This is a genomic window from Sulfitobacter sp. HNIBRBA3233, from assembly GCF_040149665.1.
Taxonomy (GTDB): Bacteria; Pseudomonadota; Alphaproteobacteria; order Rhodobacterales; family Rhodobacteraceae; genus Sulfitobacter; species Sulfitobacter marinivivus.
This window is the reverse complement of record NZ_JBEFLP010000001.1, coordinates 628279-651754: the sequence shown is the minus strand read 5'-3', so window position 1 is coordinate 651754 and position 23476 is coordinate 628279. Positions and strand designations below refer to the sequence as shown.

Annotated in this window: 23 protein-coding genes; 11 read left to right on the top strand and 12 right to left on the bottom strand. The window is 63.1% G+C overall.

Going from position 1 to position 23476, the window contains the following annotated elements; all coding sequences use genetic code 11:
* Position 1 precedes the first annotated feature (1 nt).
* Together ABMC89_RS03205 and dksA are read right to left on the bottom strand one after the other, a co-directional pair.
* Positions 2-1168 (bottom strand): FAD-dependent monooxygenase, encoded by a 1167-nt coding sequence (locus ABMC89_RS03205; RefSeq protein WP_349565122.1) that lies wholly within the window; start codon positions 1166-1168, stop codon positions 2-4.
* Between the two features lie 80 nt (positions 1169-1248).
* Positions 1249-1671, bottom strand: a complete 423-nt coding sequence (gene dksA / locus ABMC89_RS03200; RefSeq protein WP_349565120.1) for an RNA polymerase-binding protein DksA — start codon at positions 1669-1671, stop codon at positions 1249-1251.
* Positions 1672-1839: 168 nt separating this feature from the next.
* Between dksA and ABMC89_RS03195 the strand changes: the two genes are divergently transcribed.
* The 4 genes from ABMC89_RS03195 (at position 1840) to ABMC89_RS03180 (ending at position 5751) form a co-directional block, all read left to right on the top strand.
* Positions 1840-2679, top strand: a complete 840-nt coding sequence (locus ABMC89_RS03195) for an AAA family ATPase (protein WP_349565118.1) — start codon at positions 1840-1842, stop codon at positions 2677-2679.
* Positions 2680-3006: 327 nt separating this feature from the next.
* Positions 3007-4365, top strand: coding sequence for a DUF2927 domain-containing protein (locus ABMC89_RS03190; protein ID WP_349565116.1), 1359 nt, complete (start codon positions 3007-3009; stop codon positions 4363-4365).
* Positions 4366-4394: 29 nt separating this feature from the next.
* Positions 4395-4562 carry an apolipoprotein acyltransferase gene (locus tag ABMC89_RS03185; RefSeq protein WP_349565114.1) on the top strand — a complete coding sequence of 56 codons (168 nt, stop codon included), beginning with the start codon at positions 4395-4397 and terminating at the stop codon, positions 4560-4562.
* Position 4563: 1 nt separating this feature from the next.
* Positions 4564-5751, top strand: a complete 1188-nt coding sequence (locus ABMC89_RS03180) for a vWA domain-containing protein (protein WP_349565112.1) — start codon at positions 4564-4566, stop codon at positions 5749-5751.
* Here the strand turns inward: ABMC89_RS03180 and ABMC89_RS03175 are convergent.
* A complete protein-coding gene (locus ABMC89_RS03175) occupies positions 5741-6175 on the bottom strand; it encodes a MarR family winged helix-turn-helix transcriptional regulator (protein WP_349565110.1) in 435 nt (144 codons plus the stop codon). The genes ABMC89_RS03180 and ABMC89_RS03175 overlap by 11 nt on opposite strands.
* Positions 6176-6343: 168 nt before the next feature.
* Between ABMC89_RS03175 and ABMC89_RS03170 the strand changes: the two genes are divergently transcribed.
* Complete coding sequence (locus tag ABMC89_RS03170) at positions 6344-6772, top strand: OsmC family protein (protein ID WP_349565108.1); 429 nt, start codon at positions 6344-6346, stop codon at positions 6770-6772.
* A gap of 132 nt (positions 6773-6904) precedes the next feature.
* Complete coding sequence (locus tag ABMC89_RS03165; RefSeq protein ID WP_349565106.1) at positions 6905-7588, top strand: M48 family metalloprotease; 684 nt, start codon at positions 6905-6907, stop codon at positions 7586-7588.
* Positions 7589-7623: 35 nt separating this feature from the next.
* Here ABMC89_RS03165 and ABMC89_RS03160 read toward each other — a convergent pair whose 3' ends face one another.
* From ABMC89_RS03160 to ABMC89_RS03140, 5 genes are all read right to left on the bottom strand, one after another.
* The gene (locus ABMC89_RS03160; RefSeq protein WP_349565104.1) at positions 7624-8169 is read right to left on the bottom strand and encodes an RSP_2648 family PIN domain-containing protein; all 546 of its coding nucleotides are present in this window, start codon (positions 8167-8169) and stop codon (positions 7624-7626) included.
* Complete coding sequence (locus tag ABMC89_RS03155) at positions 8166-9377, bottom strand: RSP_2647 family RNA methyltransferase (protein WP_349565102.1); 1212 nt, start codon at positions 9375-9377, stop codon at positions 8166-8168. Before ABMC89_RS03155 ends, ABMC89_RS03160 begins: the two co-directional genes overlap by 4 nt.
* Before the next feature lie 39 nt (positions 9378-9416).
* A complete protein-coding gene (locus tag ABMC89_RS03150) occupies positions 9417-10094 on the bottom strand; it encodes a DUF6778 family protein (RefSeq protein WP_349565100.1) in 678 nt (225 codons plus the stop codon).
* Positions 10095-10235: 141 nt separating this feature from the next.
* A complete protein-coding gene (locus ABMC89_RS03145) occupies positions 10236-10505 on the bottom strand; it encodes a hypothetical protein (protein ID WP_349565098.1) in 270 nt (89 codons plus the stop codon).
* A complete protein-coding gene (locus ABMC89_RS03140) occupies positions 10502-13303 on the bottom strand; it encodes a [protein-PII] uridylyltransferase family protein (RefSeq protein ID WP_349565096.1) in 2802 nt (933 codons plus the stop codon). The genes ABMC89_RS03145 and ABMC89_RS03140 overlap by 4 nt, the downstream gene beginning before the upstream one ends.
* Positions 13304-13540: 237 nt before the next feature.
* On the opposite strand from ABMC89_RS03140, the gene ABMC89_RS03135 reads away from it, so the two are divergent.
* From ABMC89_RS03135 to ABMC89_RS03125, 3 genes are all read left to right on the top strand, one after another.
* On the top strand, positions 13541-13954 hold the full coding sequence (locus tag ABMC89_RS03135; RefSeq protein WP_349565094.1) for a DUF2852 domain-containing protein: 414 nt from the start codon (positions 13541-13543) through the stop codon (positions 13952-13954).
* Between the two features lie 77 nt (positions 13955-14031).
* Entirely contained in the window at positions 14032-14457 is a 426-nt protein-coding gene (locus ABMC89_RS03130; protein ID WP_349565092.1) for an RDD family protein, read from the top strand.
* A 111-nt stretch (positions 14458-14568) separates the two neighbouring features.
* The gene (locus tag ABMC89_RS03125; protein WP_349565090.1) at positions 14569-15381 is read left to right on the top strand and encodes an arginyltransferase; all 813 of its coding nucleotides are present in this window, start codon (positions 14569-14571) and stop codon (positions 15379-15381) included.
* 72 nt (positions 15382-15453) lie between these two features.
* On the opposite strand, the gene ABMC89_RS03120 is transcribed toward ABMC89_RS03125, so the two are convergent.
* The 4 genes from ABMC89_RS03120 to ABMC89_RS03105 form a co-directional block, all read right to left on the bottom strand.
* Positions 15454-16407 carry a calcium/sodium antiporter gene (locus ABMC89_RS03120; RefSeq protein WP_349565088.1) on the bottom strand — a complete coding sequence of 318 codons (954 nt, stop codon included), beginning with the start codon at positions 16405-16407 and terminating at the stop codon, positions 15454-15456.
* 188 nt (positions 16408-16595) lie between these two features.
* The gene (locus ABMC89_RS03115) at positions 16596-18950 is read right to left on the bottom strand and encodes a TRAP transporter large permease (protein WP_349565086.1); all 2355 of its coding nucleotides are present in this window, start codon (positions 18948-18950) and stop codon (positions 16596-16598) included.
* The gene (locus ABMC89_RS03110; RefSeq protein WP_349565084.1) at positions 18950-19918 is read right to left on the bottom strand and encodes a TRAP transporter small permease subunit; all 969 of its coding nucleotides are present in this window, start codon (positions 19916-19918) and stop codon (positions 18950-18952) included. The genes ABMC89_RS03115 and ABMC89_RS03110 overlap by 1 nt, the downstream gene beginning before the upstream one ends.
* A 132-nt stretch (positions 19919-20050) precedes the next feature.
* A complete protein-coding gene (locus tag ABMC89_RS03105; protein WP_349565082.1) occupies positions 20051-21139 on the bottom strand; it encodes a TRAP transporter substrate-binding protein in 1089 nt (362 codons plus the stop codon).
* A gap of 274 nt (positions 21140-21413) precedes the next feature.
* Here ABMC89_RS03105 and ABMC89_RS03100 point away from each other — a divergent pair, with 274 nt between their 5' ends.
* Complete coding sequence (locus ABMC89_RS03100; protein WP_439655632.1) at positions 21414-22832, top strand: cache domain-containing protein; 1419 nt, start codon at positions 21414-21416, stop codon at positions 22830-22832.
* Positions 22829-23476, top strand: a complete 648-nt coding sequence (locus tag ABMC89_RS03095) for a response regulator transcription factor (protein WP_349565078.1) — start codon at positions 22829-22831, stop codon at positions 23474-23476. The genes ABMC89_RS03100 and ABMC89_RS03095 overlap by 4 nt, the downstream gene beginning before the upstream one ends.

Here is a 23476-nt window from a genome sequence, read left to right as displayed (position 1 = left end):
GTCACCCCTCGCGCGTGACGTCATAACCATAGAGCCAGTCGAACGCGCCCAGCATCCGTCCGGGCGCGACGCGGCTGCCAAGGGCAAGGGCGCGGTGCGCGGCAAAGCGCAGCGGGCCGGGCCGCAGATGGTAGCGCCAAGCGTTACGTTCGGCGGCCCGGATCACGCGCCGCACCCGCGGCTGCCGCGCGGCCTCATAGGCGGCAAGCCCGTCGGTGCCCCGCGCCGCCAGCGCGGCGGCCAGCGCCCAGCCATCCTCGAGCGCGAGGTTCGCGCCCTGCGCAAGGAACGGCAGCGTGGGATGCGCCGCATCCCCGAGCAACGCCACGCCGTCCTGCTGCCAGCAGCTTGCGACGGGATGCCGGTGCAGCCCCCACAGCGTCGGCGCCTCGACCGCGTCGATCAGCGCCCGTGCGCGCCCGCCGTAGCTGTCGAAAGCTGCGCGCAGATGCGCCGGATCATCCGGCAGCGACCATCCCTCGTCCGCCCAGTCATCGCGTTCTTCGACGGCAACGAGGTTGACCAGCTTGCCGTCGCGCAGCGGATAGCTGACCAGATGGCGGCGCGGGCCCATGGTCACGCAGGCCTCCGGTCCGTGATCCACGATGTTGGGCACCGTGGCCCGCCATGCGACCTGCCCAGTAAAGAAAGGCGCATCGGCGCCATTCAGCGCCACGCGGCTGCGCGAATGGATGCCATCGGCTCCGATGATCACTTCGGCCCGCAGACGGCTGCCGTCCCCCAGCGTCAGCGCGGGTGTCTGCCCCGGCTCGACGGAGCTGACAGCACTCCCCAGCGACAGGGTCACATTCGCCTCCCGCGCCGCCGTGGCCAGCGTATCGACCAGATCGGCCCTGTGGACAAAAAGATAGCTTTGCGTCTGCGGCAATCGCGTCAGATCCAGTCGGGCGACGTCGCCGCCGCGATCGTGGGCTTTCAGGACGACCGCCTCTCCCTGCACGGCGCCGCGCGCGCGCAGACGGCGCTCCAGCCCCAGATCCCGCAGAACGGCCAGCCCGTTAGGGCTGATCTGAAGGCCTGCGCCGACTTCGCGGATGGCGTCTGCCCGTTCCAGAACCGTCACCGCAACACCGCGCCGGGCCAGGGCCGTGGCCACGCAGAGCCCGCCGATCCCCGCACCGATCACGATCGCATTTCTGATAGCCATCCTTAGCCTTTCGGATGCGAAAACGCCGCAGCGGTTGCCACGGCGTCGTTCCTGTTCATCTTGCTCCGGTCGGGCCGGATTCAGTCGTCGCGGTGGACCTTCTCGCGGCGCTCGTGGCGTTCCTGCGCCTCAAGGCTCATCGTCGCGATGGGCCGTGCGTCAAGCCGCTTGAGCGAGATCGGATCACCGGTCACCGAGCAGTAACCGAATTCACCATCGTCGATCCGGCGCAGGGCGGCGTCGATCTTGCCCACCAGCTTGCGGGCGCGGTCACGGGTGCGCAGTTCGAGCGCGCGATCGGTTTCTTCCGACGCGCGGTCGGTGACATCGGGAATGTTGCGCGTCCCGTCCTGCAGTGTCTCAATGGTATCACGGCTTCCGGCGAGCAGTTCGGCCTTCCAGTCGAGCAGCTTGCGGCGGAAATATTCCAGCTGGCGATCGTTCATGAAAGGCTCGTCTTCGGCGGGCCTATAGTCGTCGGACAAAAACTGTTCCTGCTTCATTTGTGTCGTCCCCTCAACGGATTTCACCATGTTCATAGTGGCGCGCTCCCTCGTCACTGTCCCCTGCGGCAGCGTCTATAGGACGTGCCGTCAATTGTCACTACACAATCATGCGCTATCGTGGTTAACCAAGCCCCCAAAGGAACTTGCGTGAAAAGGTTGAGTGAAATGAAATTCCAGGGAACCGCGGATTATGTCGCGACAGAGGACCTCAAGATCGCGGTGAATGCCGCAGTGCAGCTGGAGCGACCGCTGCTTGTGAAGGGCGAGCCCGGCACCGGCAAAACCGAGCTTGCCAAGCAGGTATCCGAAGCGCTGGGACTGCCGATGATCGAGTGGAACATCAAATCCACCACCCGCGCGCAACAGGGTCTCTATGAATACGACGCCGTCAGCCGCCTGCGCGACAGCCAGCTCGGTGAAGAGCGCGTGCACGACGTCAAGAACTACATCCGCAAGGGCAAGCTGTGGGAGGCATTCGAGGCCGACGAGAAGGTCGTTCTGCTGATCGACGAGATCGACAAGGCCGACATCGAGTTCCCGAACGATCTCTTGCAGGAACTCGACAAGATGGAGTTCTACGTCTACGAGACCGGCGAGACGATCAAGGCCAAGACGCGCCCCATCGTGATCATCACCTCCAACAACGAGAAAGAATTGCCCGACGCCTTCCTGCGGCGGTGTTTCTTCCACTACATCCAGTTTCCGGAAATGGACACGCTCAAGCAGATCGTCGAAGTCCACCATCCGGGCATCAAGCAGGACCTGCTGACCACCGCCCTGACCCAGTTCTACGAGATCCGCGACCAGCAGGGTCTGAAGAAGAAACCCTCGACCTCCGAAGTGATCGACTGGCTGAAGCTGCTTCTGGCCGAAGACATGGATGCCGCCGATCTGAAATCGGACGGCAAGAGCGCCCTGCCGAAACTGCATGGCGCGCTTTTGAAGAATGAACAGGACGTGCACCTGTTCGAGCGGCTTGCTTTCATGGCGCGCTCCGGTCGCTAGGCCACGGGCCGGTGCGCGCGGGCCGCAGCGCGCGCACCGGCCGAATCGCCAGCATTAGTCTTTGATATATCAACACAATTTCAGCGCACAAATTTGTGGCTTTTGAGTATCCCGCCCCCGGGCGATGCCCCGATTACGGGAATTTGCCACTATTTTGCCTCAATTGCTCCCTACCGAGAACAGGTTGAGAGGGGACAAGACCTTCAATCGAAGCGCACCAAGGGCAGGCAGGCAGACAATGACCATCAATTCCGCATCACCGGTGCGCATATTCCGAGTGCGTTTTCCGATCGCCTCCCAAGCTGCGTCTCAGACCGGCGGTGCTCTGTGAAGGCGCGTCTCTGGCTGGTTCTGGCCATGGCCCTGAACGCCTGTACGCCGGCCTCCGAAGGCCATGTCTCGCGCCAGATGAACATCACCGACAGTGTCCTTCCGCCGGTCAAGGTCTTCGCCCCCAGCATTCCGACGGGACCGCTGCGTGCCAACAACGATCTTGCGCTCGATTTCATCGAGTTGTCCTTCAAACTTGAAAGCGGTCGCGATCTGCCGGTGTTCACCCGTTTCGAAGGGCCGATCACCGTTGCCGTCCGTGGGGATCAACCCGCATCGCTTCAGCCAGATCTGCGCCGGCTGCTGGACCGTTTGCGCCGCGAGGCCCGGATCGACATTACCCAGACAAGCCGCGCGCGGGCCCATATCACCATCAATGCCGTCAGCCAGCGCGAAATCCGCAGCCTGCTGCCACAGGCCGCCTGTTTCGTGGCCCCCAACGTCAGCACGCTGGACGAATACCGCAAGGCGCGTCGCAAGCAGAAAACCAACTGGTCGTCCCTGCGCGAACGCAAGCGGCTGGCGATCTTCCTGCCCAACGACGTGAGCCCGCAGGAGGTCCGCGACTGTCTGCACGAGGAACTGGCGCAGGCGCTGGGACCACTCAACGATCTCTACCGTCTGCCCGATTCCGTCTTCAACGATGACAATGTCCACACGGTGCTCACGGGCTTCGACATGCTGATGCTGCGCACCTACTATTCTCCGAAGCTGCACAACGGCATGTCGCGCGGACAGGTCGCGGCGACGCTTCCCCACATCCTGCGCGAAATCAATCCGCGCGGCGAGACGGCACCGGCACGCTATGCCACCCGCACGCCGCAGCCGTGGAAACAGGCGATCGAGGATGCGCTCGGCCCCTCTTCAACCCGCGCCGAGCGGATGCGCGGCGCGCAAAAGGCGCTCTTGATCGCGCAGGACATGGGCTGGACCGACCAGCGGCGCGCCTTTGCCCATTATGCCATGGGCCGGGTTCTGCAACGTGAGGACCGCGCTGCCGCGCAGGAACAATACGCCATCGCGAACCGCTATTATGCCGCGACACCCGGGACCAGCCTGCACCGCGCCTATGTGGCGACACAGCTTGCCGCCCACGCGATCTCGCAGGGGGAAGGCGCGCAGGCGCTGTCGCTTGTCGGGCCGCACATCGAAACCGCCCGCCAGAACGAGAACGCCGCATTGCTTTCGACGCTTCTGCTGCTACGTGCCGAGGCGCTGGACCTTGAAAACCGTCCTGCCGAGGCAGAGGCCGTCCGTCTGGACAGTCTGGGTTGGGCGCGGTACGGGTTCGGTTCCGACTGGGCTGTGCGGGCCAAGCTGCGCGAGATCGCGGCGCTCAACCCGCTGAAAGGATAGCCCACCGACCGTAATTTGGGGGCGCTTTCATGATCGTAATCGGTTTGGCCATACTGGGGGCCATCATCGGCGGGCTGACCGCGCGCAAACGCCGCGGCAACCGCAAGGACATCGCGCAATATGCCGCGGGATACGCACTCGCCTTCGCGATCCTTGGCATGTTCGCCACTGTCATCATCGACCGGATGGTCTTCTAGGATGTTCCTGCCCTTCTTCGAACAGCTACGCGCCCACAAGGTGCCGGTGTCGATGCGCGAATTCCTCGCCTTTCTCGACGGGATGAGCGCGGGCCTGACCACCTACGATGTCGACGCTTTCTATTACCTCGCCCGCGTGTCGATGGTGAAGGACGAGCGCAATATCGACAAGTTCGACCGCGCCTTCGCCGCGACCTTCTCTGGGCTGGAAAACATCACCGCCGAAGAAGTCCTCGAAGCGGTCGAAATCCCGCGCGAGTGGCTGGAAAAGATGTCGGAAAAGCATCTGACGCCGGAAGAGAAAGCCGAGATCGAGGCGATGGGCGGCTTCGACAAGCTGATGGAGACGCTGAAAAAGCGGCTCGAGGAGCAGAAGAAACGCCACCAGGGTGGCAGCAAGTGGATCGGTACAGGTGGCACCTCGCCCTTCGGGGCATACGGCTACAATCCCGAGGGCGTGCGCATCGGACAGGACGAAAGCCGCCACCAAAAGGCGGTCAAGGTCTGGGACAAGCGCGAGTTCCGCAACCTCGACGATACGGTCGAATTGGGCACGCGCAACATCAAGGTCGCGCTCAAACGCCTGCGCCGCTGGGCCCGTGACGGCGCCAACGAAGAGCTGGATCTGGGCGGCACCATCCGGTCCACGGCCGAACAAGGCTATCTGGACGTGAAAACCCGCCCCGAGCGGCGCAATGCCGTGAAGGTGCTGCTGTTTCTCGACGTGGGCGGATCGATGGATCCGCACATCAAGGTCGTGGAAGAGCTGTTTTCGGCGGCGCGGGCCGAGTTCAAGCATCTTGAGTATTTCTACTTCCATAACTGCCTTTACGAAGGCGTCTGGCGCGACAACCGGCGCCGGTGGGATGCCCAGACGCCCACCCACGAGGTCTTGCGCACCTACGGGCCGGATTATCGCTGCATCTTTGTCGGGGACGCCTCCATGTCCCCCTACGAGATCGCCTACCCGGGTGGCGCGAACGAGCACTGGAACCCAGAGGCCGGTTCGGTCTGGCTCAACCGCGCGCGCGAGCAGTGGAAATCCAACCTCTGGATCAACCCGATTCCGGAAAAATACTGGCCCTACACCCAGTCCATCACCATGGTGCAGGAAATCTTCGGCAAGGAGCACATGGTGCCCATGACCCTCGAAGGGCTGAGCCGCGGGATGAAGGCGCTTACGCGCTAGTGATGGCGTGGCGCAGCCGTGCAAGCTGCGCACGCAGGTCCGCGATCGCACGGCGATCCAGACCGGTAGCCGCCTCGACGCAGGCGGGAATATCCGATGCCTTCAGGCGCAGCGCCCTGCCCGCCTCTGTCAGCTTGACGATGACCCGCCGCTCGTCCTCGCTGTCGCGTGTGCGGGTGACAAGCCCCGCCTGCTCCAGCCGCTTGACCAGCGGTGTCAGGGTGCTCGAATCCAAACCGATGCGTCCGCCGATTGCCGTAACCGGCAGCGCGTCACCTTCCCACAGGACCACCATGACAAGGTACTGCGGATAGGTCAGGCCAAGCGGATCCAGCAGCGGCTTGTAAAGCCGCCCGAACGCCTGCTGAAGCGTATAGACATCGAAACACAGCATCGCTTCGGGATTGAGTGTATCTTCTTTCACGGTGGCCTCCGCCTTGCTCAAGCAGCAATAAATCGCGTGCGATCTTTTCGCAAGCGATTGACCTGCGCCCGAATATTATATATCGCACGATTTAATCGCGCACGATAGTGAACCTTCTTCCCTCTCGTGCGTTTGGTTACTGACGCGAATGAACAAAGGAGCTTTACGATGGCTATCAAGAATTTTGGCACAGCCCACTGGACCGGCAACCTCAAGAAGGGCAAAGGCACTGTTTCCACGCAAACGGGCGTGCTGAACGAACAGCCCTACGGCTTCAACACACGTTTCGAAGACGGCAAAGGCACCAACCCCGAAGAGCTGATCGGCGCGGCCCATGCGTCGTGTTTCTCCATGGCGCTGTCGATGATCCTCGAAGGTCACGATCTGGTCGCGGATGACATCGACACCAAGGCAACCGTGCATCTGGAAGAGAAAGACGGCGGTTTCGCCGTGACCAAGGTTCACCTTGATGTCACCGCGAAAATCCCGAACGCCACCGAAGAGCAATTCGCCGAGGCCTCCAAGACCGCCAAGGAAAACTGCCCGATCTCGAAGCTTCTGACCGCCGAGATCACAATGGACGCCAAGCTGGTCTGACCCTTTTTTCAGTAACGAGTACGAGGGCCGCATCATGCGGCCCTTTTTTCGTGCCCGCTTGCCGTGCGTGGTGCGACAACCGCACCGTCAAATCTGCCTTGCGGGCGGGCGCGCGACCCCCATATTGGACATATGATAAAAGTCCTGCCCATCCTTCTTGCCGTTCTGTACGGTCTGGCCATGTACCGGTTTTCGGTCTGGCGGACGGGCCGCGAACTGAACGAGAAATCGACCGAACTTGCCGATCCGAAGCTCGTGGAGGTCAGCAAGCGCATGGCCCGTGCGCTGGATCTGCCACGGATCAAGGTGCACATATACGAAATCGATCCTGTGAACGGACTTGCCGCGCCGGACGGGCGTATCTTTATCACGCGCGGGTTTTACAACAAATTCCGCTCGGGCGAGGTGACGGCGGAAGAGCTTGCCTCGGTTATCGCGCATGAGCTTGGCCATGTGGCCTTGGGGCACGCGCGCCGGCGTATGATCGATTTCTCCGGCCAGAACGCCATGCGCGCGGCGCTGGGCATGGTGCTGAGCCGTTTCATTCCCGGTTTGGGCATCTGGATCGCCAATACGCTGGCGACCCTGCTGGCGGCGAAGCTGTCACGCAGCGACGAGTACGAGGCCGACGCCTATGCGGCGGCGCTGCTGACCAAGGCGGGGATCGGCGTGGCGCCGCAGATTTCCATGTTCAAGAAGCTCGATGCGCTGACACAATCGGGTGGCGGCAAGCCCCCCGCGTGGTTGATGAGCCACCCGAAAACCGACGACAGGATTGCCGCGCTTGCGACCCTTCAATCGAAATGGGATCAGTAATTGAGCAGCTTGCGCAGCACTCTTGAAGTGACGCTTCAGGAGTGTGTCAGCGCCTTGCCCAGCCGGGGCAGCCGCGCCTTTTTCATCAACGCGCGCAAGGTCCAGTCCTCTGCGGACAATCTGCGCGCTTCGGCCAGAACGCTTTCGGCAACTGCTTCCATCGCTTCGGGCCGCGCCTCGAAAAACCCCAGAAGAAGCGCATCGGGATCGCTGCGGCTGAGCCCCTCTTCGGCAAGGATGGCGCGCGGGAAATCCTTGGCGTTCAGCGTGACGATGCCGTCCGCATGGCCGGCGATGGCCGCGGCCAGCACGTGGATATCGTTCGGATCCGGCAGCCAGAGCCGCGCCTCCAGCCCCGGCGCTGCGCGCACACGTGCGCGGGGGAACGCAGCCTCGGCAAGGGCCACCTCGCCGCGCGCCTGCACTTCTCCGCCCGGTCCCAGCTTGCGGGCGGCGCGTGCCCATTCCTCAAGGATCCTTTCGGACCAGAGCGGTTCGAAGAAACCCTGCCTTGCCGCGCCCAACAGCATCTCGCGCATGACCGTCGGATAGATCACGCAGGCGTCGAGAAGCAGCTTCATAGCTGGAAGAACAGCGCCTTGAGATAGCCCGTTTCCGCCAGCTGCGGCAGTTGCGGGTGGTCCGGGCCGGCGAATCCGGTGTGGATCAGCGACGCGCGGCGCCCGCCGCGCCCGATGCCACGCACGCAGGCGGTGCGGAACTGGGCCAGATCCGCCGCGTGCGAACACGAACACAGGCCCAAGATTCCGCCCTCTGCCACCAAGGGTGCCGCCAGACGCGCGATACGCTCATAGGCGCGCAATCCCGCTTCCAGCGCCGGTTTCGCCGGGGCGAAGGCGGGCGGATCGCAGATGACCACATCGAAACGGCGATCCTCCTGTGCCATGGCGGTCAGCGTATCGAACGCATCGCCCTGGCGGGTCTCCATCCGGTCGGCCATTCCCATGGCTTTGCCGCCCTGCTGCGCCAGGTCCAGCGCGGGGGCGGATCCATCCACACACACGAGGCTTTCGGCCCCCCGTGCCAATGCCGCAAGGCCGAAGCCGCCCACGTGCGAGAACACATCCAGCACGGATTGCCCGCGCGCCAGCCCGGCGGCAAAGGCGTGATTGGGGCGCTGGTCGTAGAAAATACCGGTCTTCTGGCCGCCGGTCAGGTCGGCCATGTAGGTCGCACCGTTCATGCGCACCGGCACCGGCGCATCGGGGGTCTCTCCGATCAGGGTGGCGTCCTGCGCGTCCAGCCCTTCCAGCGAGCGTGTCCGGCCAGAGGCGTTTTTCAGCACGGTCTTCACGCCCGTGACCGCGACGATTGCCGCTGCAATGGTATCGGCCATGGCGTCGGACCATGCGGCGTTGGGTTGCAGCACGCAGATGTCACCGAAGCGGTCGATGACAACGCCGGGCAAGGCGTCGCCTTCGGCGTGCACAAGGCGGTAGAAGGGTTCGTCGAACACCCGTTCGCGCAGCGCCAGGGCGCGGCGCAGGCGGGTTTCGATCCAGTCCTGATTGATCTCGGCGGCGGGGTCCTGATCCATCATCCGGGCGATGATCTTGGAGTTCGGGTTCACCGTGACCACGCCCATCGGCTGGCGCGCGCTGTCTTCGAGCGTCGCAAAGCTGCCGGGTGGAAGGGCGCGGGTGCGCCGGTCGGTTACAAGTTCGTTGGCGTAAACCCACGGCGCACCGAAGCGGATCGCACGGGCATTTGCTTTCGGGATCAGCCGGACGACGGGATAGGGCGGAGATGTTGAAAAGGGCGCTGTCATAGCGCCCTTCCCTACTCCCTCGCCCGGTAAAGGGAAAGGTCAGATATTGCCCGATGCCGCGAAGAAACCCGCCGCAGCGTCGGTATAGCCTTCGGGCCGCACGAGTTCCTGTGCGATAACCCCTGCAAGGTGCTGGGTAATGCGCACTTTCTGCGTCTCGCCGCGGGCGTCAGCCGCGATGGCCATGCTGCCGCCGAAACCTTTCAGGCTCGCCTCGATCCGGCGCGGCGCGGACAGAAGAGCGCCGGTGCGGGCATCGCGCAGCTGCAGCTTGAAGATGATGTTGTGCACGCCGCCAGTGGTATAGCGGGCCTTTTCGGTCAGCGAGTGAAAGCGCTCGATCTCGGCCTCGACGATCACGGGGACGGGTCCGTCGAATTTCGCGGTGCCGCTGGCAAAGGCATCCTCGAAGATCGCGGTGATCTGGCTATAGCGGTCGCCCATTACGTCCCCGCGCCAGACGATATCGCTGAGCGGGTAGTAGATGTTGGCCTCGGAGACGCGCAGGCGGCGCGGCACGTTGATGTTGATCTGCGCCACGTTGATGCGCTGCGCGATCTGCTGTGCGGCGTCGGCAGGCGGTGTGGCGGCAAAGGCGACCGGTGCAATGGTGGTCGCGCCGGACAGCGGGGCGTCACGTGTCACGACATCCGATGCACCACACGCGCTGAGCGCGATGCCAAGACCGAGGGCCGCTGCGAGTTTGATCGATTTCATCAGATTCTCCCGGGGTCGTGTGACCCATCAACAAAACAGAACCTCTCAATGCTCCGCAATCGGGGCACAAATTGGACGAAATCTCGGGAAACTAGAGACGTTTTTTAGGTAATTGACGCCTTACGGGCTGTGAAAACCGCTCTAATCGCGTTTGCGGCTGCGCCATCCGCCCCGGCGCCGGGGCGTTGCGATGGTGTGCTGGCCCTCCTGCAAGACCTGCGTCATCGGATGGTCGGGATCGCTGCCGTAGCGCTCCAGAAGGGCCGCGATGGCGGCCTTGGTCGTGGTGTCGGACCCCAGGCTGAGCGCCCAGTCGAGGAATATCGAGCGGCATTCGGGTTTCGTGATGCCCTCGATCCGGAACGCCTCCAGGATCAGCCCCTTGGGATCGTTTGCGTCTCCCTTTTTCACGACACTTCCGCTCCTTTCAGACCTGCGCTGATGATCCTTTCCGCATCGGCATAAAGCGCGCCCATATACGTCTCGAGATCGGATCCGATGTCGGTTTCGCACGCCTTGTTCATGACGCGAAGCAGGAAGGCCTGCGTGGCATCGCCCAGCGTGTCGGCCTGTAGCGGCTGCGCAGAGATCAGGCGCGAGGCCGCCTGCAAGGCCCAGATCGCCTCATAGGCGCCGATCAGGGTCTGTGCGTCACGCGTGCCGATCAGCCCCGCGCGCGCCGCCGCCGTGATCCCGCCGGCGACATCGCAATCGGAATAGGCGCCCAAAAGCGCGCCGGCCTGCGCGAAGAGCTCGATATCCTGCAACCGCCCTGCCCCGATCTTGGCGTCCAGCAGCCCTTCGGGCGCTTTCGCGGCGGCGATCCGGCCACGCATTTCGGCGGTCTCGCGCAGGATGGCATCGCGGTCGCGGGTCGCCGACAGGATGTCGGTGCGCAGCTCTTCCACACGCCCGCTCAGGGGCGCAGGCCCCGCCACCACGCGCGCGCGGCTCAGCGCCAGATGTTCCCACACCCATGCCTGCGTGCGCTGGTAGCTGTCGAATGCCGCAAGGCTGGTGGCCACGGGGCCCTGATTTCCCGACGGCCTGAGCCGCAGGTCGACCTCATAGAGCCGGCCCTGTGCCATGGGCGCGCTCAGTGCCGTGATCAGCGCCTGCGTCAGCCGCGCGTAATAGAGCCTCGCGGCAAGCGGGCGGCGCCCGTCGGAGGTTTCCACATCGCGCGGATCGTAGATCACGATCATATCCAGATCCGATTGCGCGGTCAGACGCGCCGCGCCCAAAGACCCCATGCCGAGAATCACGGCGCCCTCGCCCGGTGGCGGCCCGTGACGGCGCGCGAACTCCTCTTCCACGACGGGTTTCAGCGCCACCAGCACAGCACGCGCCAGATCGGCGTACTGGCGGCCCGCTTCGGCGGCGTCGATCAGTCCCTGCAACAGATGCACCCCGATGCGGAAGTGCCATTCACGCGACCAGCCGCGTGCGGTGTCGAGCTGGCTTTCATAATCGTCCAGCGCTTCCAGCCGCTCGCGCAGGGCCGCGACAAGAACCGCCTCCTCGGGCCAGTCCGAGAAGAAATCCCCCCCGATGACCGCGTCGAGGACCTGCGCGTTGCGCGACAGATATTCCGCCAGCATCGGTGATACGGTGACGATCCGGATCAACAGATCCGCCAGTTGCGGGTTGGACCGCAACAGCGAGAACAGCTGCACCCCTGCCGGTAACCCCGCGAGGAACCGATCAAAGGCCAGCAGCGCCTCGTCGGGGCGGTCGGACCGCGCCAGCCGTGACAAAAGCTCGGGCTTCAGCCGCTCGAAAATCTCGGACGCGCGGGTCGATCGGAGCGCCGGATACCCCGGCCAGCGATCGAGGATCGTGGTATCAAAGGCGTGGTCGGGGATTGCAGGGGCCGGACGGGTCAGCGGCCCTGCGGTAAAGAAGCCTTCGGTCAGCTGGTGAACGGCGCTCAGCCGGTCGGTCAGCGTGCGCCGGAAATCCGCCACGTCCATGTCCATCATCGCGGCAATGCGGGCAAAGCCCTCGTCCGTCGGCGGCAGGCTGTGGGTCTGGGCGTCCTGAACCATCTGCAAGCGGTGCTCGACGGTGCGGTGGAAGGTGTAGTGATCGCTCAGCACATCAGCGTCCGCCTGCGGCACCCACCCCTTGCGCGCGAGCGTGGCAAGCGCCTGCTTGGTGGGGCGCACCCGCAGTTCTGGGTCGCGCCCGCCCGCGATCAACTGGCGGGTCTGGGTGAAGAATTCGATCTCGCGGATGCCGCCGCGCCCCAATTTCATGTTGTGCCCCGGCAAGGTGATCGGACCGCCCAGCCCCTTGTGGCTGCGAATCGCGAGCCGCATGTCGTGCGCATCCTGGATCGCCGCGAAATCGAGATGCCTGCGCCAGACGAAGGGCCGCAGCGTTTCGAGGAAAGCCTCGCCTACGGACCGGTCGCCGGCGGCCGGTCGCGCCTTGATGTAGGCGGCACGCTCCCATGTGCGGCCAAGGCTTTCGTAATACCGCTCCGCCGCTTCGATGCCCATGCAGACTGGCGTGACGGCGGGATCGGGGCGCAGCCGCAGATCGGTCCGGAACACATATCCCTCGCCGGTGATCTCGCTTAGCGTCGCGCTCATCTGGCGGGTCGCTTTTATCAGCCCCGCGCGGGCCTCCTGAAAGTCGCTGATGTCGTAGCGGTTTTCGTCAAAGAGGCAAATCAGGTCGATATCGGAGGAATAGTTCAGCTCGCCTGCGCCCATCTTGCCCATGGCAAGAACCGTCATGCCCCCGGCGGTTTCGATGTCGTCCTCGGAAAGGCCCGGCAGCTTGCCCCGCCGGATGAGCGCCGCGATGGCCGATTGCAGCGCCGCAGCACAGGCGGCATCGGCGTAATCGGTCAGCGCGCCGGTCACCTGTTCGAGCGACCACGCCCCGCCCAGATCGGCCACGGCACTCAGCAGCGCCACGCGCCGCTTGCCCTGCCGCAATCCGGCGGCCAGCGCTTCCGGGGCCAGACTGCCGGTGCGCGCAATCTCGGCGGCCAATGCCGCCTGCGGCGCCTCGACGGCTTCGTTCAGCCACGCGCCCTCTTTCGCCAGAAGCCCCGCTAGATAGGGCGCAAGGGCCGCCGCGGCCCCCAAAAGCGGGCGCAGGTCGGCGGCGAATTCATCAAGCGCCACGTCGCTACCCGTCCCGTCAGGGATGCGCGGTGTGCGGGTGATCAGCTGTGAGAGCGTTTTTTCGGTCATGGTCTGCGCAGGCTGGCCCGCCGCCGCGGCGGGGTCAACGGCTTTTATCGCCTGCGACTCTGAATTTAACGCATTGAAATACATGGTCATTTGAAAATAATGTAAACACCCTTCACATTTTTTCTTGTAAACGCGGCGCGAATGCCCAAATTGCATGATGTGAAAGGCATTAACATACCGTCCTTTCATCGGCGCGCCCACTTCCGCCCGCCGTCACGCAAGAGACAGGGGACCGATATGGCCAACACATACGAAACAACCACCTACCCCGGACGCCCGAGCTGGCTGTCACGGACCGAGAACTGGCTGGACGCGCGCGGCAAAGGCGCGTGGATCGCCGTCATGGTTCTGGGGTTCATCTTTTTCTGGCCCGTGGGGCTTGCCCTTCTGGCCTATATGATCTGGAGCAAACGCATGTTTTCATCGTCCGGCTGCGCCAAGCGCACCACCGCCCGCAGTTTCCACATGAGCCGCCCGACCGGCAACGCCGCATTCGACGCCTACAAGTCCGATACGCTGCGCCGTCTGGAAGAAGAGCAGGAGAATTTCGAGGCCTTCCTCGAACGGCTCCGCGCCGCCAAGGACCAGTCCGAATTCGACGCCTTCATGGACGAGCGGTCCAAGCGCAACACCACAACGTCCGAAGCCTGATTGCGGCTTGTCCCGACACGCGCGCCTTCCCATATCGGGGGGGCGCGATTTTTTATTCCCCTATCCGCGAGGACCAGATGACACCCGATCCCGAACAGCACCCCGATTTCTACGACGGCGTCCCGCTCAAGCGGCTGCTGGCGTGGGTCGTCGATGTGATCGTGACTGCCCTGCTGACGGCGATCGCAGTGCTGCTGACGGCCTTGACCGGATTGTTCATCCTGCCGGTGCTCTATCTGCTGCTGGGTTTTGCCTACCGCATGGTGACGCTGGCGCGCGGGTCGGCCACGTGGGGAATGTGGCTGATGGGGATCGAATTGCGCACCCACGACGACCGCCGCTTTGACGTGGCCCACGCGGGGCTGCACACGTTGGGCTACAGCCTGTCGGTGGCGATGCCGCTGGCGCAACTGGCATCCATTGTGATGATGCTGTCGACCGAGCGCCGTCAGGGGCTGACCGATCTGGTCATGGGCACGGTCGCGCTCAATCGCAGAAGGTAACGTACCGTCGGCCCCGAAAATGGGGATTGCCCTGACGATTTCGCGCGTTATCCTGCTTTGAACCCGAACGGCTATACCGTTATCCTGCCTTGAACCCGAACGGATATACCCATGCGTCACTCGCTCCCAATTGCGCCGCAGTTCTATGTAACTGCGCCACAACCCTGCCCTTACCTCGAGGGTCGGCTGGAGCGGAAATTGTTCACCGCGTTGCAGGGCGAAAACGCCGAAAAGCTGAACGATAGCCTGTCGGCACAGGGCTTCCGCCGCAGCCAGAATGTGCTTTACCGCCCGTCCTGTACGGAATGCGCGGCCTGCCTGTCCGCACGCATCGATGTGTCCCGCTTTGCCCCGACCAAAAGCCAGCGCCGGACGCTGCGCCGCAACGCGGGCCTGACGCGCCGTGCCTCTTCGCCATGGGCCACCGAAGACCAGTACGACCTTTTCCGCCGGTACCTCGACAGCCGCCATTCCGATGGCGGGATGGCGGATATGGACGTGTTCGAATTCGCCGCCATGATCGAGGAAACCCCGATCCGCAGCCGCGTGGTCGAATATCTGGACCCCGAGACCGACGAGCTGGTCGGTGTCTGCCTGACCGATGTCCTGTCGGACGGGGTCAGCATGGTCTACAGTTTCTACGCCCCCGACCGGCCCCGTGACGGGCTGGGCAATTACATCATCCTCGACCATGTCGAGATCGCCCGCCAGGCGGGTCTGCCCTATGTCTACCTCGGCTACTGGGTGCCGGGCAGCCAGAAGATGGGGTACAAGGCGAAATTCTCGGGGCTCGAGGTCTATATGGGCGGCGCGTGGCATCCCGTCCGCAACCCCGAAGAGTTCGACGCCGACAGCCACCCACTCAGCAACGATCCCATCGCCGAGCAGGTCGCGAATATCTCCCTGCCCGACATCAGCCGCTGAGGCGCACTCAGCCCCCGCGGGCGGCAGAACGGTTCCGCGCTTCCCTGCAGACCTTCGGTCTCCGGTCTTCTGTTATGTCAGAAGCACACCGAGATAGACCGCATAGGCCAGAACGAAGAGTGCGCCCTCGCGCCTGCTGATCGTCCAGCCGGTCCGGGCGAAGGCGATCAGAACCACTGTCGTGGCACAGAGCACCCACACATCGAGGTTCGCAATCTCAGCCGGGATCGCCATCGGCTGGACCAGTGCTGTGACGCCGAGGATGCCCAGAATGTTGAAGATGTTGCTCCCCAGAACGTTGCCAAGGGCGACCTCGCCCTCGCCCTTGCGGACCGCAATGACAGAGGTGACCAGTTCCGGCATCGAGGTTCCGATCGCCACGATCGTAAGCCCGATAACGGCTTCGGAAAGCCCCGCCGCCTCGGCAATCGACACCGCACCGGAGACAAGCAGGCGCGCACCGACTATGGTGATTACCAGCCCCGCGACCGCGATCAGCATTGATACCGGGACCGATGTTTCCGGGCCGGGCACGGCCTCGGCCTCGTTCTCGTAGACCGCGGCGGCAGGTGTTCCCCCTGCCCGTGTTTCGGACCAGAGCGTAAAGCCAAGATACGCCGCCAGGGCCAGCAGGAATCCCGCACCGATCAGCCGGTCGATTTCTCCGAAAAGCACCGTGCCAAGGCAAAGCACTGTCGCGATCACGACCACGGCGCCGTCGCGGCGGAATGCTTTCGCGTCAACCGCGATGGGCGCAATCATCGCGGCAATCCCGAGGATCAACAGCACGTTGCCGATGTTGCTGCCGACCACGTTCCCGACCGCGATGCCGGAAGACCCCGATAGCGCGGCTTGCAGGCTTGTGACCAGTTCAGGTGTCGAGGTTCCGAAGCCGACCAGCGTCAGGCCGATCACCATCGGCGATATGCCGAATGACTTGGCCGCCGAAACCGCGCCGCGCACGAGCAGTTCGCCACCGAAAACCAGACCAAGAAGGCCAAAAACGACCAGAAGTATCGCACTCATTTTGAAGGGCCTTTCCGCTCGCCTTGCCGACCTGACCTAATCGCCTGCCCGCAAGCTACAAGGGCCGAGCCAAACAGTATTTTGCACGCGGCGGGCGGCACCGCTCAGCTTGCCAGCGGTCAACAGCGGCCCAAAAGCCAAAGGGCCCGCCGTTTCCGGCGAGCCCTCTTATTTTCCTTTGCCGCACATCAGTTCGGGATCAGATCCGGCACGATTGTCACGATCGACGGGAAGAGCCACAGGATCGCCAGCCCCGCCACCTGGATCAGCACGAAGGGCACGATCCCACGGTAGATGTGGCGTGTGGTGACGGTTGGTGGGGCCACCCCGCGCAGGTAGAACAGCGCAAAGCCGAAGGGCGGTGTCAGGAACGAGGTCTGAAGGTTGACCGCGATCATGATCGTCACCCATTTCGGATCGAACGACCCGCCGTAGATGACCGGCCCGACGATGGGCACCACGATGTAGATGATCTCGAGGAAGTCGAGAACGAAACCCAGCACGAAAAGCACAAGCATCACGATCAGGAAGACCGTCAGCTCGTTGTCGAAGCTTTTCAGGAACTGCTGGATGTAATGCTCGCCCCCGAAGGAGATCACCACGAGGTTCAGAAGCTGCGAACCGATCAGGATGGTAAAGACCATCGAGGTCACCTTGGCCGTCTCCCGTACCACCGGCGACAGAACGCCGTTGGCATAGAGGATCCAGCAGGAGAACAGCAGCCCGAACAGCGCGTAGAGATAGGCACCATAGGCAAAGAAGAAGGCGACCCAGCTTTCGAAGCTGACTTCTTCCTGGTTGATCCGCAGATCAAAGTTAACGCCCACGAGGATGCTGACGATGATCGCCAGTGTGCTCCAGATGATAACCTTGGGCGAACGGTCCAGATCCTTGAGCTTGCGGTAGGCCGCAAGCATGATCGCACCGCCCGCCCCGAGGGCCGCCGCCGGGGTCGGGTTGGTGATACCCCCCAGAATAGAGCCCAAGACCGCCACGATCAGAACCAGCGGCGGGAAGACCACGCGGATCAGCTCGTTCGTCGCACAGAGTTTCGTGGCATAGACCACCCCGTACATGATGAGCACGAAGGGGATGACCATCAGAAGAACCGTCACGCCGGCCGATGTGGTCGGACCGATCAGGATGATATCGACCAGTACGGCCAGTACCACGCCGATCCCGCCTATGACGAGCGGACGCCCGTCGGCAGACGGCGACACGCCCCGCGCAGTCGTCAGGATCAGGCTGAGCAGGATCAGAAGGACCGCGATACCGGTCCCGATGGGGGCGGCATTCTCGATCTTCGCGGCTTGAGCGGCTGCGTATTCCTCTTCGGTCAGACGCTCGGACTGTTCGAGCCCGCCCGCATCTTCGATCACCTGCTGCTCGGCCACCGCGCGGTCCCACGCGTCCTGACCGTGCAATTCGATCATGGCGGCCTGACACTCGGGACCGACGTTGGTGCGCAGGCTTGCTGCTTCACCGATGTCCGAGAAGGTCGAGATCCGGGTATCCTGACTGCCGACCATGCCGAGATTGCCCAGCACGATGGTACCGACGATGATCAGAACCGGTGCGCCCACGAACCATGTGAACGCCTCCGAGCGCGTGATCGGCTCGGCGTTGGTGGCACCCATCGGCACCGCCGGTGCCTTGTCGGGGTTCAGAAGCGCGTAGCCGAAGGCATAGAGCGCGTAGAGCAGCGCCAGCATGATCCCCGGCAGCAGCGCCGCCTGGAAAAGCGTGCCGACAGAGACAACCGCAGGCTCGCCCAGATAGGTCAGCGCATCGGTACATCCCGCAGCCGTCGCCCGCGCCTCCTGCGCGGCGGAATAGAGATCGCCCGCCAGCGTGCCCAGAAGAACGATCACGATAGAGGGGGGAATGATCTGTCCCAAGGTGCCGGAGGCCGCAATGACGCCCGTCGCGATCTCGGGCGAGTAGTTGTGTCGCAACATGGTGGGCAGCGCGAGCAGGCCCATGGTCACCACGGTCGCACCGACGATACCTGTCGAGGCGGCAAGGAAGGCGCCCACAACAACGATGGAGACAGCCAGACCGCCGGGCAGCGGGCCAAAGACACGCGCCATGGTGGTCAGCAGGTCGTTCGCGATCTTGGAGCGCTCCAGCGTGATGCCCATCAGGACGAACATCAGAACCGCCAGCAGGGTCTCGATCGACTGGCCCGCGAGAACCCGTTCATTCATCCGGTTCACGATAAAGCTGACGTTGCGGTCCAGCGCCACTTCCCAGCCTTGCGGGAACACGGGTTCACCGATGCGCGGCAAATCCGGGTATCGGAACACGGATACCGTGTCCTCCCGGATGCCCGAATTGATGAGATCCCTGTAAGCGGCGCTGCCCGTGTCGATGGCCTGGTGGATCAGCAACCCGGCGCTGTCCATGGCGGCAATGATCCCGAAAGAGATCATACCGGCCCCGCCGATGGCAAAGGCCACTGGGAAACCCGACAGGATGCCCCCGAAAAGACAGACGAAAACGATGATCAGGCCGACTTCGACCCCGTCCAACCCGAAAAACATCAGTGTGTTCCCTCGTATGCTTCTTCACCTTCGCCGAGCGTGTCGCGGTCGAGGTACTTGTTCTCTGATTCCGGCCCTTCCACGAATTCGCAGTAGGCCCGATAGAAGACGGCAATCGCCTGCAGGATCACCATGATGCAGAACGCGCACAGCAGGATCTTGAACAGGAAATACCCGTTGAACCCGTTGGGCGAGAAACCGATGGTTTCGACGTTCCATTTCAGCAGGCGCGCCTTGCGCAGCAAAAGCTCCAGCCCGTCGGAGGCCGACGGGTTCGGCGTGACCAGATGGCGCCACAGGAAGAACCAGCCGTAAAGCCATGTCACGATCGCGAAGGGGATCATGAAGAACAGCGCGCCGAACATATCGATCACCCGCTTGGTGCGGTACTTGGCACCGGCGTAAAACAGGTCGACCCGCACGTGCCCGCCCTGAACGAAGGTGTAGCTGACACAAAGACAGACCACCAACGCGTTGAAAAGCTTCAGCTCTTCGGCGTACCAGCTGATATCGAACTGCAGCGGGATGCCGAACCCGAAGGAGATGTCGGGACGTGTGAAAATCCGCTGCATGAAGACGATGATGATCTGCTGGATCACCATGATCAGACCGGCCCAGGCAAACAGCCTGCCGGTGCCGTTGGCGAACCATTCCAGCCCGCGCACACAGGCCCACATGACCTGCCGCTTCCAGATGCCGACCGCCGTCAGGATCAACAGGCCCGTGAAACACACGAAGAAAAACTCGACCGAGCCGCCGTAGTAGATGAACCGCATCAGCGCCTCACCGTTCGACCAGTCCAGCCACATGCCCGGATTCAGGATGGCGGCAAAGAAATTATAGAAGGATTCGAGGATGTTGCCCAAAACGAACTGGACCAATCCGCTGTCCTGAAACTTGTCGAGACAGCTGATATCGGCGCCTTCGGCGGCCCGAAAGAAGCCGTCGCATGTGACGTCATTTTCCATTGGTATCCCCTCCCCGCTGCGCGGCGTTCAGACCGCTGCTTTTTATGCGACTTGCCCGCCCCTTTTTCCGGGTGCGGATGCATGCAGGGGCCGCGCTGCGGCGCGACCCCTCGTGATGTGTTTCCGGCGGGCTTAGCCCTGGCCCAGAACCCGCTGACGCTGGTTGACGTAGAAGGCATCGGACTTCGACAGCCACTCGGCCGAAGACTGAAGCGATGCTTCAAAGCTGGCGCGGATGTCGGCGAACATGGTGTCGTCCATGTTTTCGTCCATGACTTCCTTCGACGCGGCGCCAAAGGCATCCCAAACGTCGTCGGGGAACTGCATGGTCTTCACACCCTGCTGCTGCAGACGCGACAGCGCCGCACCGTTGTTGGCCAGCGTTTCGGCCAGACCGGTGTGGGTTGTGGCCATCGATGCGTATTCGATGATCTTCTGCTGGGCAGGTGTCAGTTCGTTGAACACATCGAGGTTGACGGAAGCCGTCAGACCCGAACCTGGCTCGTGGAAACCGGCGGTGTAGTAGACTTTCGCCACTTCCTGGAAGCCCGCGCGTTCGTCGGCGAAGGGGCCGACCCACTCCAGACCGTCCAGCGCGCCCGAAGACAGCGCCTGATAGAGTTCGCCGCCGGGAATGTTCTGGACCGATGCGCCAAGCTTGCCCAGCACCTTGCCGCCAAGGCCCGGCATCCGGAATTTCAGACCGTTGAAGTCTGCCGCGGAGCCGATTTCGTTGCGGAACCAGCCACCGGACTGCGAACCGGAGTTGCCGCAGAGGAACATCTTCATGTTGAAGATTTCACCCAGCTGGTTGTGCAGGTCGTGACCGCCACCGTGCAGGTACCAGTTTGTCAGCTCCTGCGCCGTGGCACCGAAGGGAACAGCAGTAAAATAGGCAAAACCGGGGTGCTGGCCGATGAAGTAGTAGTCGGCTGCGTGGTAGATGTCGGCCTGACCGGACGACACGGCGTCGAACACTTCGAACGCACCGACAAGCTCGCCGGGGGCTTTTTTCTCGATGGTCAGGTTGCCGTCAGACATCTCGTTGACCATGTTGTTGAAATAGGTGGCCGCGTCATCGAGAACGGCGAAACCACGGGGCCAGGATGTGACCATTGTGAGGGTGCGCTTGCCCTGTGCATAGGCTGGGGCTGCCAGCGTGGTGGCGGCGGCTGCTGTACCGCCAAGTGCAGATGTCTTCAGAAAAGAACGACGATCCATAGATGATATCCTCCCGGGATGTTGATTGGCCGATGCACCCCTCTTGCGGGGGATATGGCCGGTTCCAGATTTGCTACGGTAACCAACGCGGTGGAATTTGAAATACCCACTTCTGCGCAGTTGGCCCTGTTTCGGGGCAAGTGGATAGAAAATATGACCAATTCCGGAAAAATCATCCCGCCGAGGATGACATATCAACCCCGGCACCCGTCAGAGTTGTGCGATTCTCGACCGCATCTGGGCAAACGCACGGATTCGTCGTATCGAATCATTCATGTTCAGGTTTCGCAGTCCCGCCATGATGTCCTATGCGCAGAAGCTGATGCTGCTGGCGTCGGTGCCGCTCATCGCTGCGGTCGCCGCGATCGCGGTGCTGGTGGGGTTGCAATCGCGGGCGCTGGCCGAACGCGAGATCAAGGCGCTCGAGACGCAGCTGCTGGAGGCCAAGAAGGCCGAACTGCGCAACTATGTCACGCAGGCGCGCAACGGGTTCTATTTCATCTACGGGTCCGCCGCGCCGGATGACGACGAGGCCAAGGCCCGCGTGGCGCAGATCCTCGCGGCGATGATCTATGGCGAGGACGGGCAGTTCTTTGTCTATGACTACGACGGCAATGCCATCGTCTCCCCGCGCGAGACCGGGCGCATCGGCCAGAACTTCAACGGGGAAACCGATCCCGAAGGCACGCCCGTGGTCGACCGGTTGATCGAGATTGCCCGCTCCGGCGCGGGGTATCACACCTATCTGTGGCCCAAACCCTCGACGGGAGAGCTCGCGCAGAAGATCACCTATGTCACCTCCTTTCCCTCGTGGCAGTGGGCGGTGGGCACCGGCGTCTTCATCGACGACGTGCTGGCAACGGTCGCGACTGCCCGCGCGGACGTCGAGGCGCGGGTGCAGCGCACGTTCCTCTATATCGGGGCGATCACCCTGTCGGCGCTTCTGGTGGTCTTCGCCACAGGCATGGGGATCAACCTGCGCGAACGGCGTCTGGCGGACGCCAAGCTGAAAAAGCTGACCCAGCGGGTGTTCGATGCGCAGGAAGAAGAACGCGGCCGCGTGGCCCGTGAATTGCACGACGGTATCAGCCAGATCCTTGTGGGCGTGCGATACGCGCTGGACAACGCGCGCCGCAGGCTCGACCGGGGCGATGCCAATGCCAACGAACCGCTTGCCAACGGGATCGCGTCCCTTGCACAGGCCATCGCCGAGGTCCGCCGCATCAGCCGCGATCTGCGCCCCGGTGTGCTGGACGATCTGGGTCTGGGGCCCGCGCTGAAGACACTGGCCGAGGAATTCGAGCAACGCACCGGCATCGCGGTGTCCTATTCGACCGTGGTCTTCCGCAACCGGCTCGACAATGACGCCAAGATCGCGCTTTACCGCATCGCGCAGGAGGCGTTGACCAACGTCGAACGCCATTCCGGCGCGACCGAAGTCAGCGTCGATCTGCGGGGCCACAAGAACGGCGCGACCCTGCGGATCAGCGACAACGGACGCGGGTTCGATCCGCGCGAACGGACCCTCGGTCTGGGGCTGCGCAACATGCAGGAGCGCATGGAACAGCTGGGCGGAAACTTGCACCTGCGGCCGGTTCTGGGCAAAGGACTACGGATCGAGGCCACGGCCCCCCTTACCCATATGCTGCCGCCAGATCCCGGCGGCACCGACACCCGAAAGGCAGCCGCATGACAGCCGAGCGTTTGCGCATCGCCATTGTCGACGACCACCCCATGGTCGCCGAAGGCATCCAGAGCATTCTGGAAAGCTATGACGACGTCGAAGTCGTCGGAACACTGACCAACGGGCGCGCCATCATCGACTCCCTCGACAATCTGAACCCGGACGTGATCCTGATGGATCTGAACATGCCCGACATCGGCGGCCTGTCTGCAACAGAGATCGTGCTGGAGCGTCGTCCGGGCACCCGCGTGGTGATCCTGTCGATGCACGACAGCCCCGAATATATCTCCTCGGCGCTCAACCACGGGGCCATGGGATATATCCTGAAAGATGTGCCCACGGACGAGATCAAGCTTGCGATCGATACGGTCATGCGCGGCGAAAAGTACCTTTGCACCGGGGCCAAGGGATCGCTTACGCCGAAGGACCGAAGCTCCCGCGAGGCGCTGACCGGACGCGAACAGACCATCCTGCTGCAGCTTGCGCAGGGGCAGTCGAACAAGCAGGTTGCGCAGGTTCTCGATATTTCCGTGCGCACGGTCGAAACGCACCGCAAGAACATCAAGCGTAAACTTGGGATTTCCTCTACCGCCGGTCTGACCCGCTACGCGCTGGAGCACGGCGTTCTGCAAGGTACGGGCGTCGATCTGTGA

Excerpts from the sequence above, each read along its gene's own strand:
- ABMC89_RS03205 (WP_349565122.1), bottom strand. The coding sequence starts at position 1,168 with ATGGCTATCAGAAATGCGATCGTGATCGGTGCGGGGATCGGCGGGCTC.
- dksA (WP_349565120.1), bottom strand. The coding sequence starts at position 1,671 with ATGAAGCAGGAACAGTTTTTGTCCGACGACTATAGGCCCGCCGAAGAC.
- ABMC89_RS03195 (WP_349565118.1), top strand. The coding sequence starts at position 1,840 with ATGAAATTCCAGGGAACCGCGGATTATGTCGCGACAGAGGACCTCAAG.
- ABMC89_RS03185 (WP_349565114.1), top strand. The coding sequence starts at position 4,395 with ATGATCGTAATCGGTTTGGCCATACTGGGGGCCATCATCGGCGGGCTG.
- ABMC89_RS03180 (WP_349565112.1), top strand. The coding sequence starts at position 4,564 with ATGTTCCTGCCCTTCTTCGAACAGCTACGCGCCCACAAGGTGCCGGTG.
- ABMC89_RS03170 (WP_349565108.1), top strand. The coding sequence starts at position 6,344 with ATGGCTATCAAGAATTTTGGCACAGCCCACTGGACCGGCAACCTCAAG.
- ABMC89_RS03165 (WP_349565106.1), top strand. The coding sequence starts at position 6,905 with ATGATAAAAGTCCTGCCCATCCTTCTTGCCGTTCTGTACGGTCTGGCC.
- ABMC89_RS03160 (WP_349565104.1), bottom strand. The coding sequence starts at position 8,169 with ATGAAGCTGCTTCTCGACGCCTGCGTGATCTATCCGACGGTCATGCGC.
- ABMC89_RS03155 (WP_349565102.1), bottom strand. The coding sequence starts at position 9,377 with ATGACAGCGCCCTTTTCAACATCTCCGCCCTATCCCGTCGTCCGGCTG.
- ABMC89_RS03150 (WP_349565100.1), bottom strand. The coding sequence starts at position 10,094 with ATGAAATCGATCAAACTCGCAGCGGCCCTCGGTCTTGGCATCGCGCTC.
- ABMC89_RS03140 (WP_349565096.1), bottom strand. The coding sequence starts at position 13,303 with ATGACCGAAAAAACGCTCTCACAGCTGATCACCCGCACACCGCGCATC.
- ABMC89_RS03135 (WP_349565094.1), top strand. The coding sequence starts at position 13,541 with ATGGCCAACACATACGAAACAACCACCTACCCCGGACGCCCGAGCTGG.
- ABMC89_RS03130 (WP_349565092.1), top strand. The coding sequence starts at position 14,032 with ATGACACCCGATCCCGAACAGCACCCCGATTTCTACGACGGCGTCCCG.
- ABMC89_RS03125 (WP_349565090.1), top strand. The coding sequence starts at position 14,569 with ATGCGTCACTCGCTCCCAATTGCGCCGCAGTTCTATGTAACTGCGCCA.
- ABMC89_RS03120 (WP_349565088.1), bottom strand. The coding sequence starts at position 16,407 with ATGAGTGCGATACTTCTGGTCGTTTTTGGCCTTCTTGGTCTGGTTTTC.
- ABMC89_RS03115 (WP_349565086.1), bottom strand. The coding sequence starts at position 18,950 with ATGTTTTTCGGGTTGGACGGGGTCGAAGTCGGCCTGATCATCGTTTTC.
- ABMC89_RS03110 (WP_349565084.1), bottom strand. The coding sequence starts at position 19,918 with ATGGAAAATGACGTCACATGCGACGGCTTCTTTCGGGCCGCCGAAGGC.
- ABMC89_RS03105 (WP_349565082.1), bottom strand. The coding sequence starts at position 21,139 with ATGGATCGTCGTTCTTTTCTGAAGACATCTGCACTTGGCGGTACAGCA.
- ABMC89_RS03100 (WP_439655632.1), top strand. The coding sequence starts at position 21,414 with ATGTTCAGGTTTCGCAGTCCCGCCATGATGTCCTATGCGCAGAAGCTG.
- ABMC89_RS03095 (WP_349565078.1), top strand. The coding sequence starts at position 22,829 with ATGACAGCCGAGCGTTTGCGCATCGCCATTGTCGACGACCACCCCATG.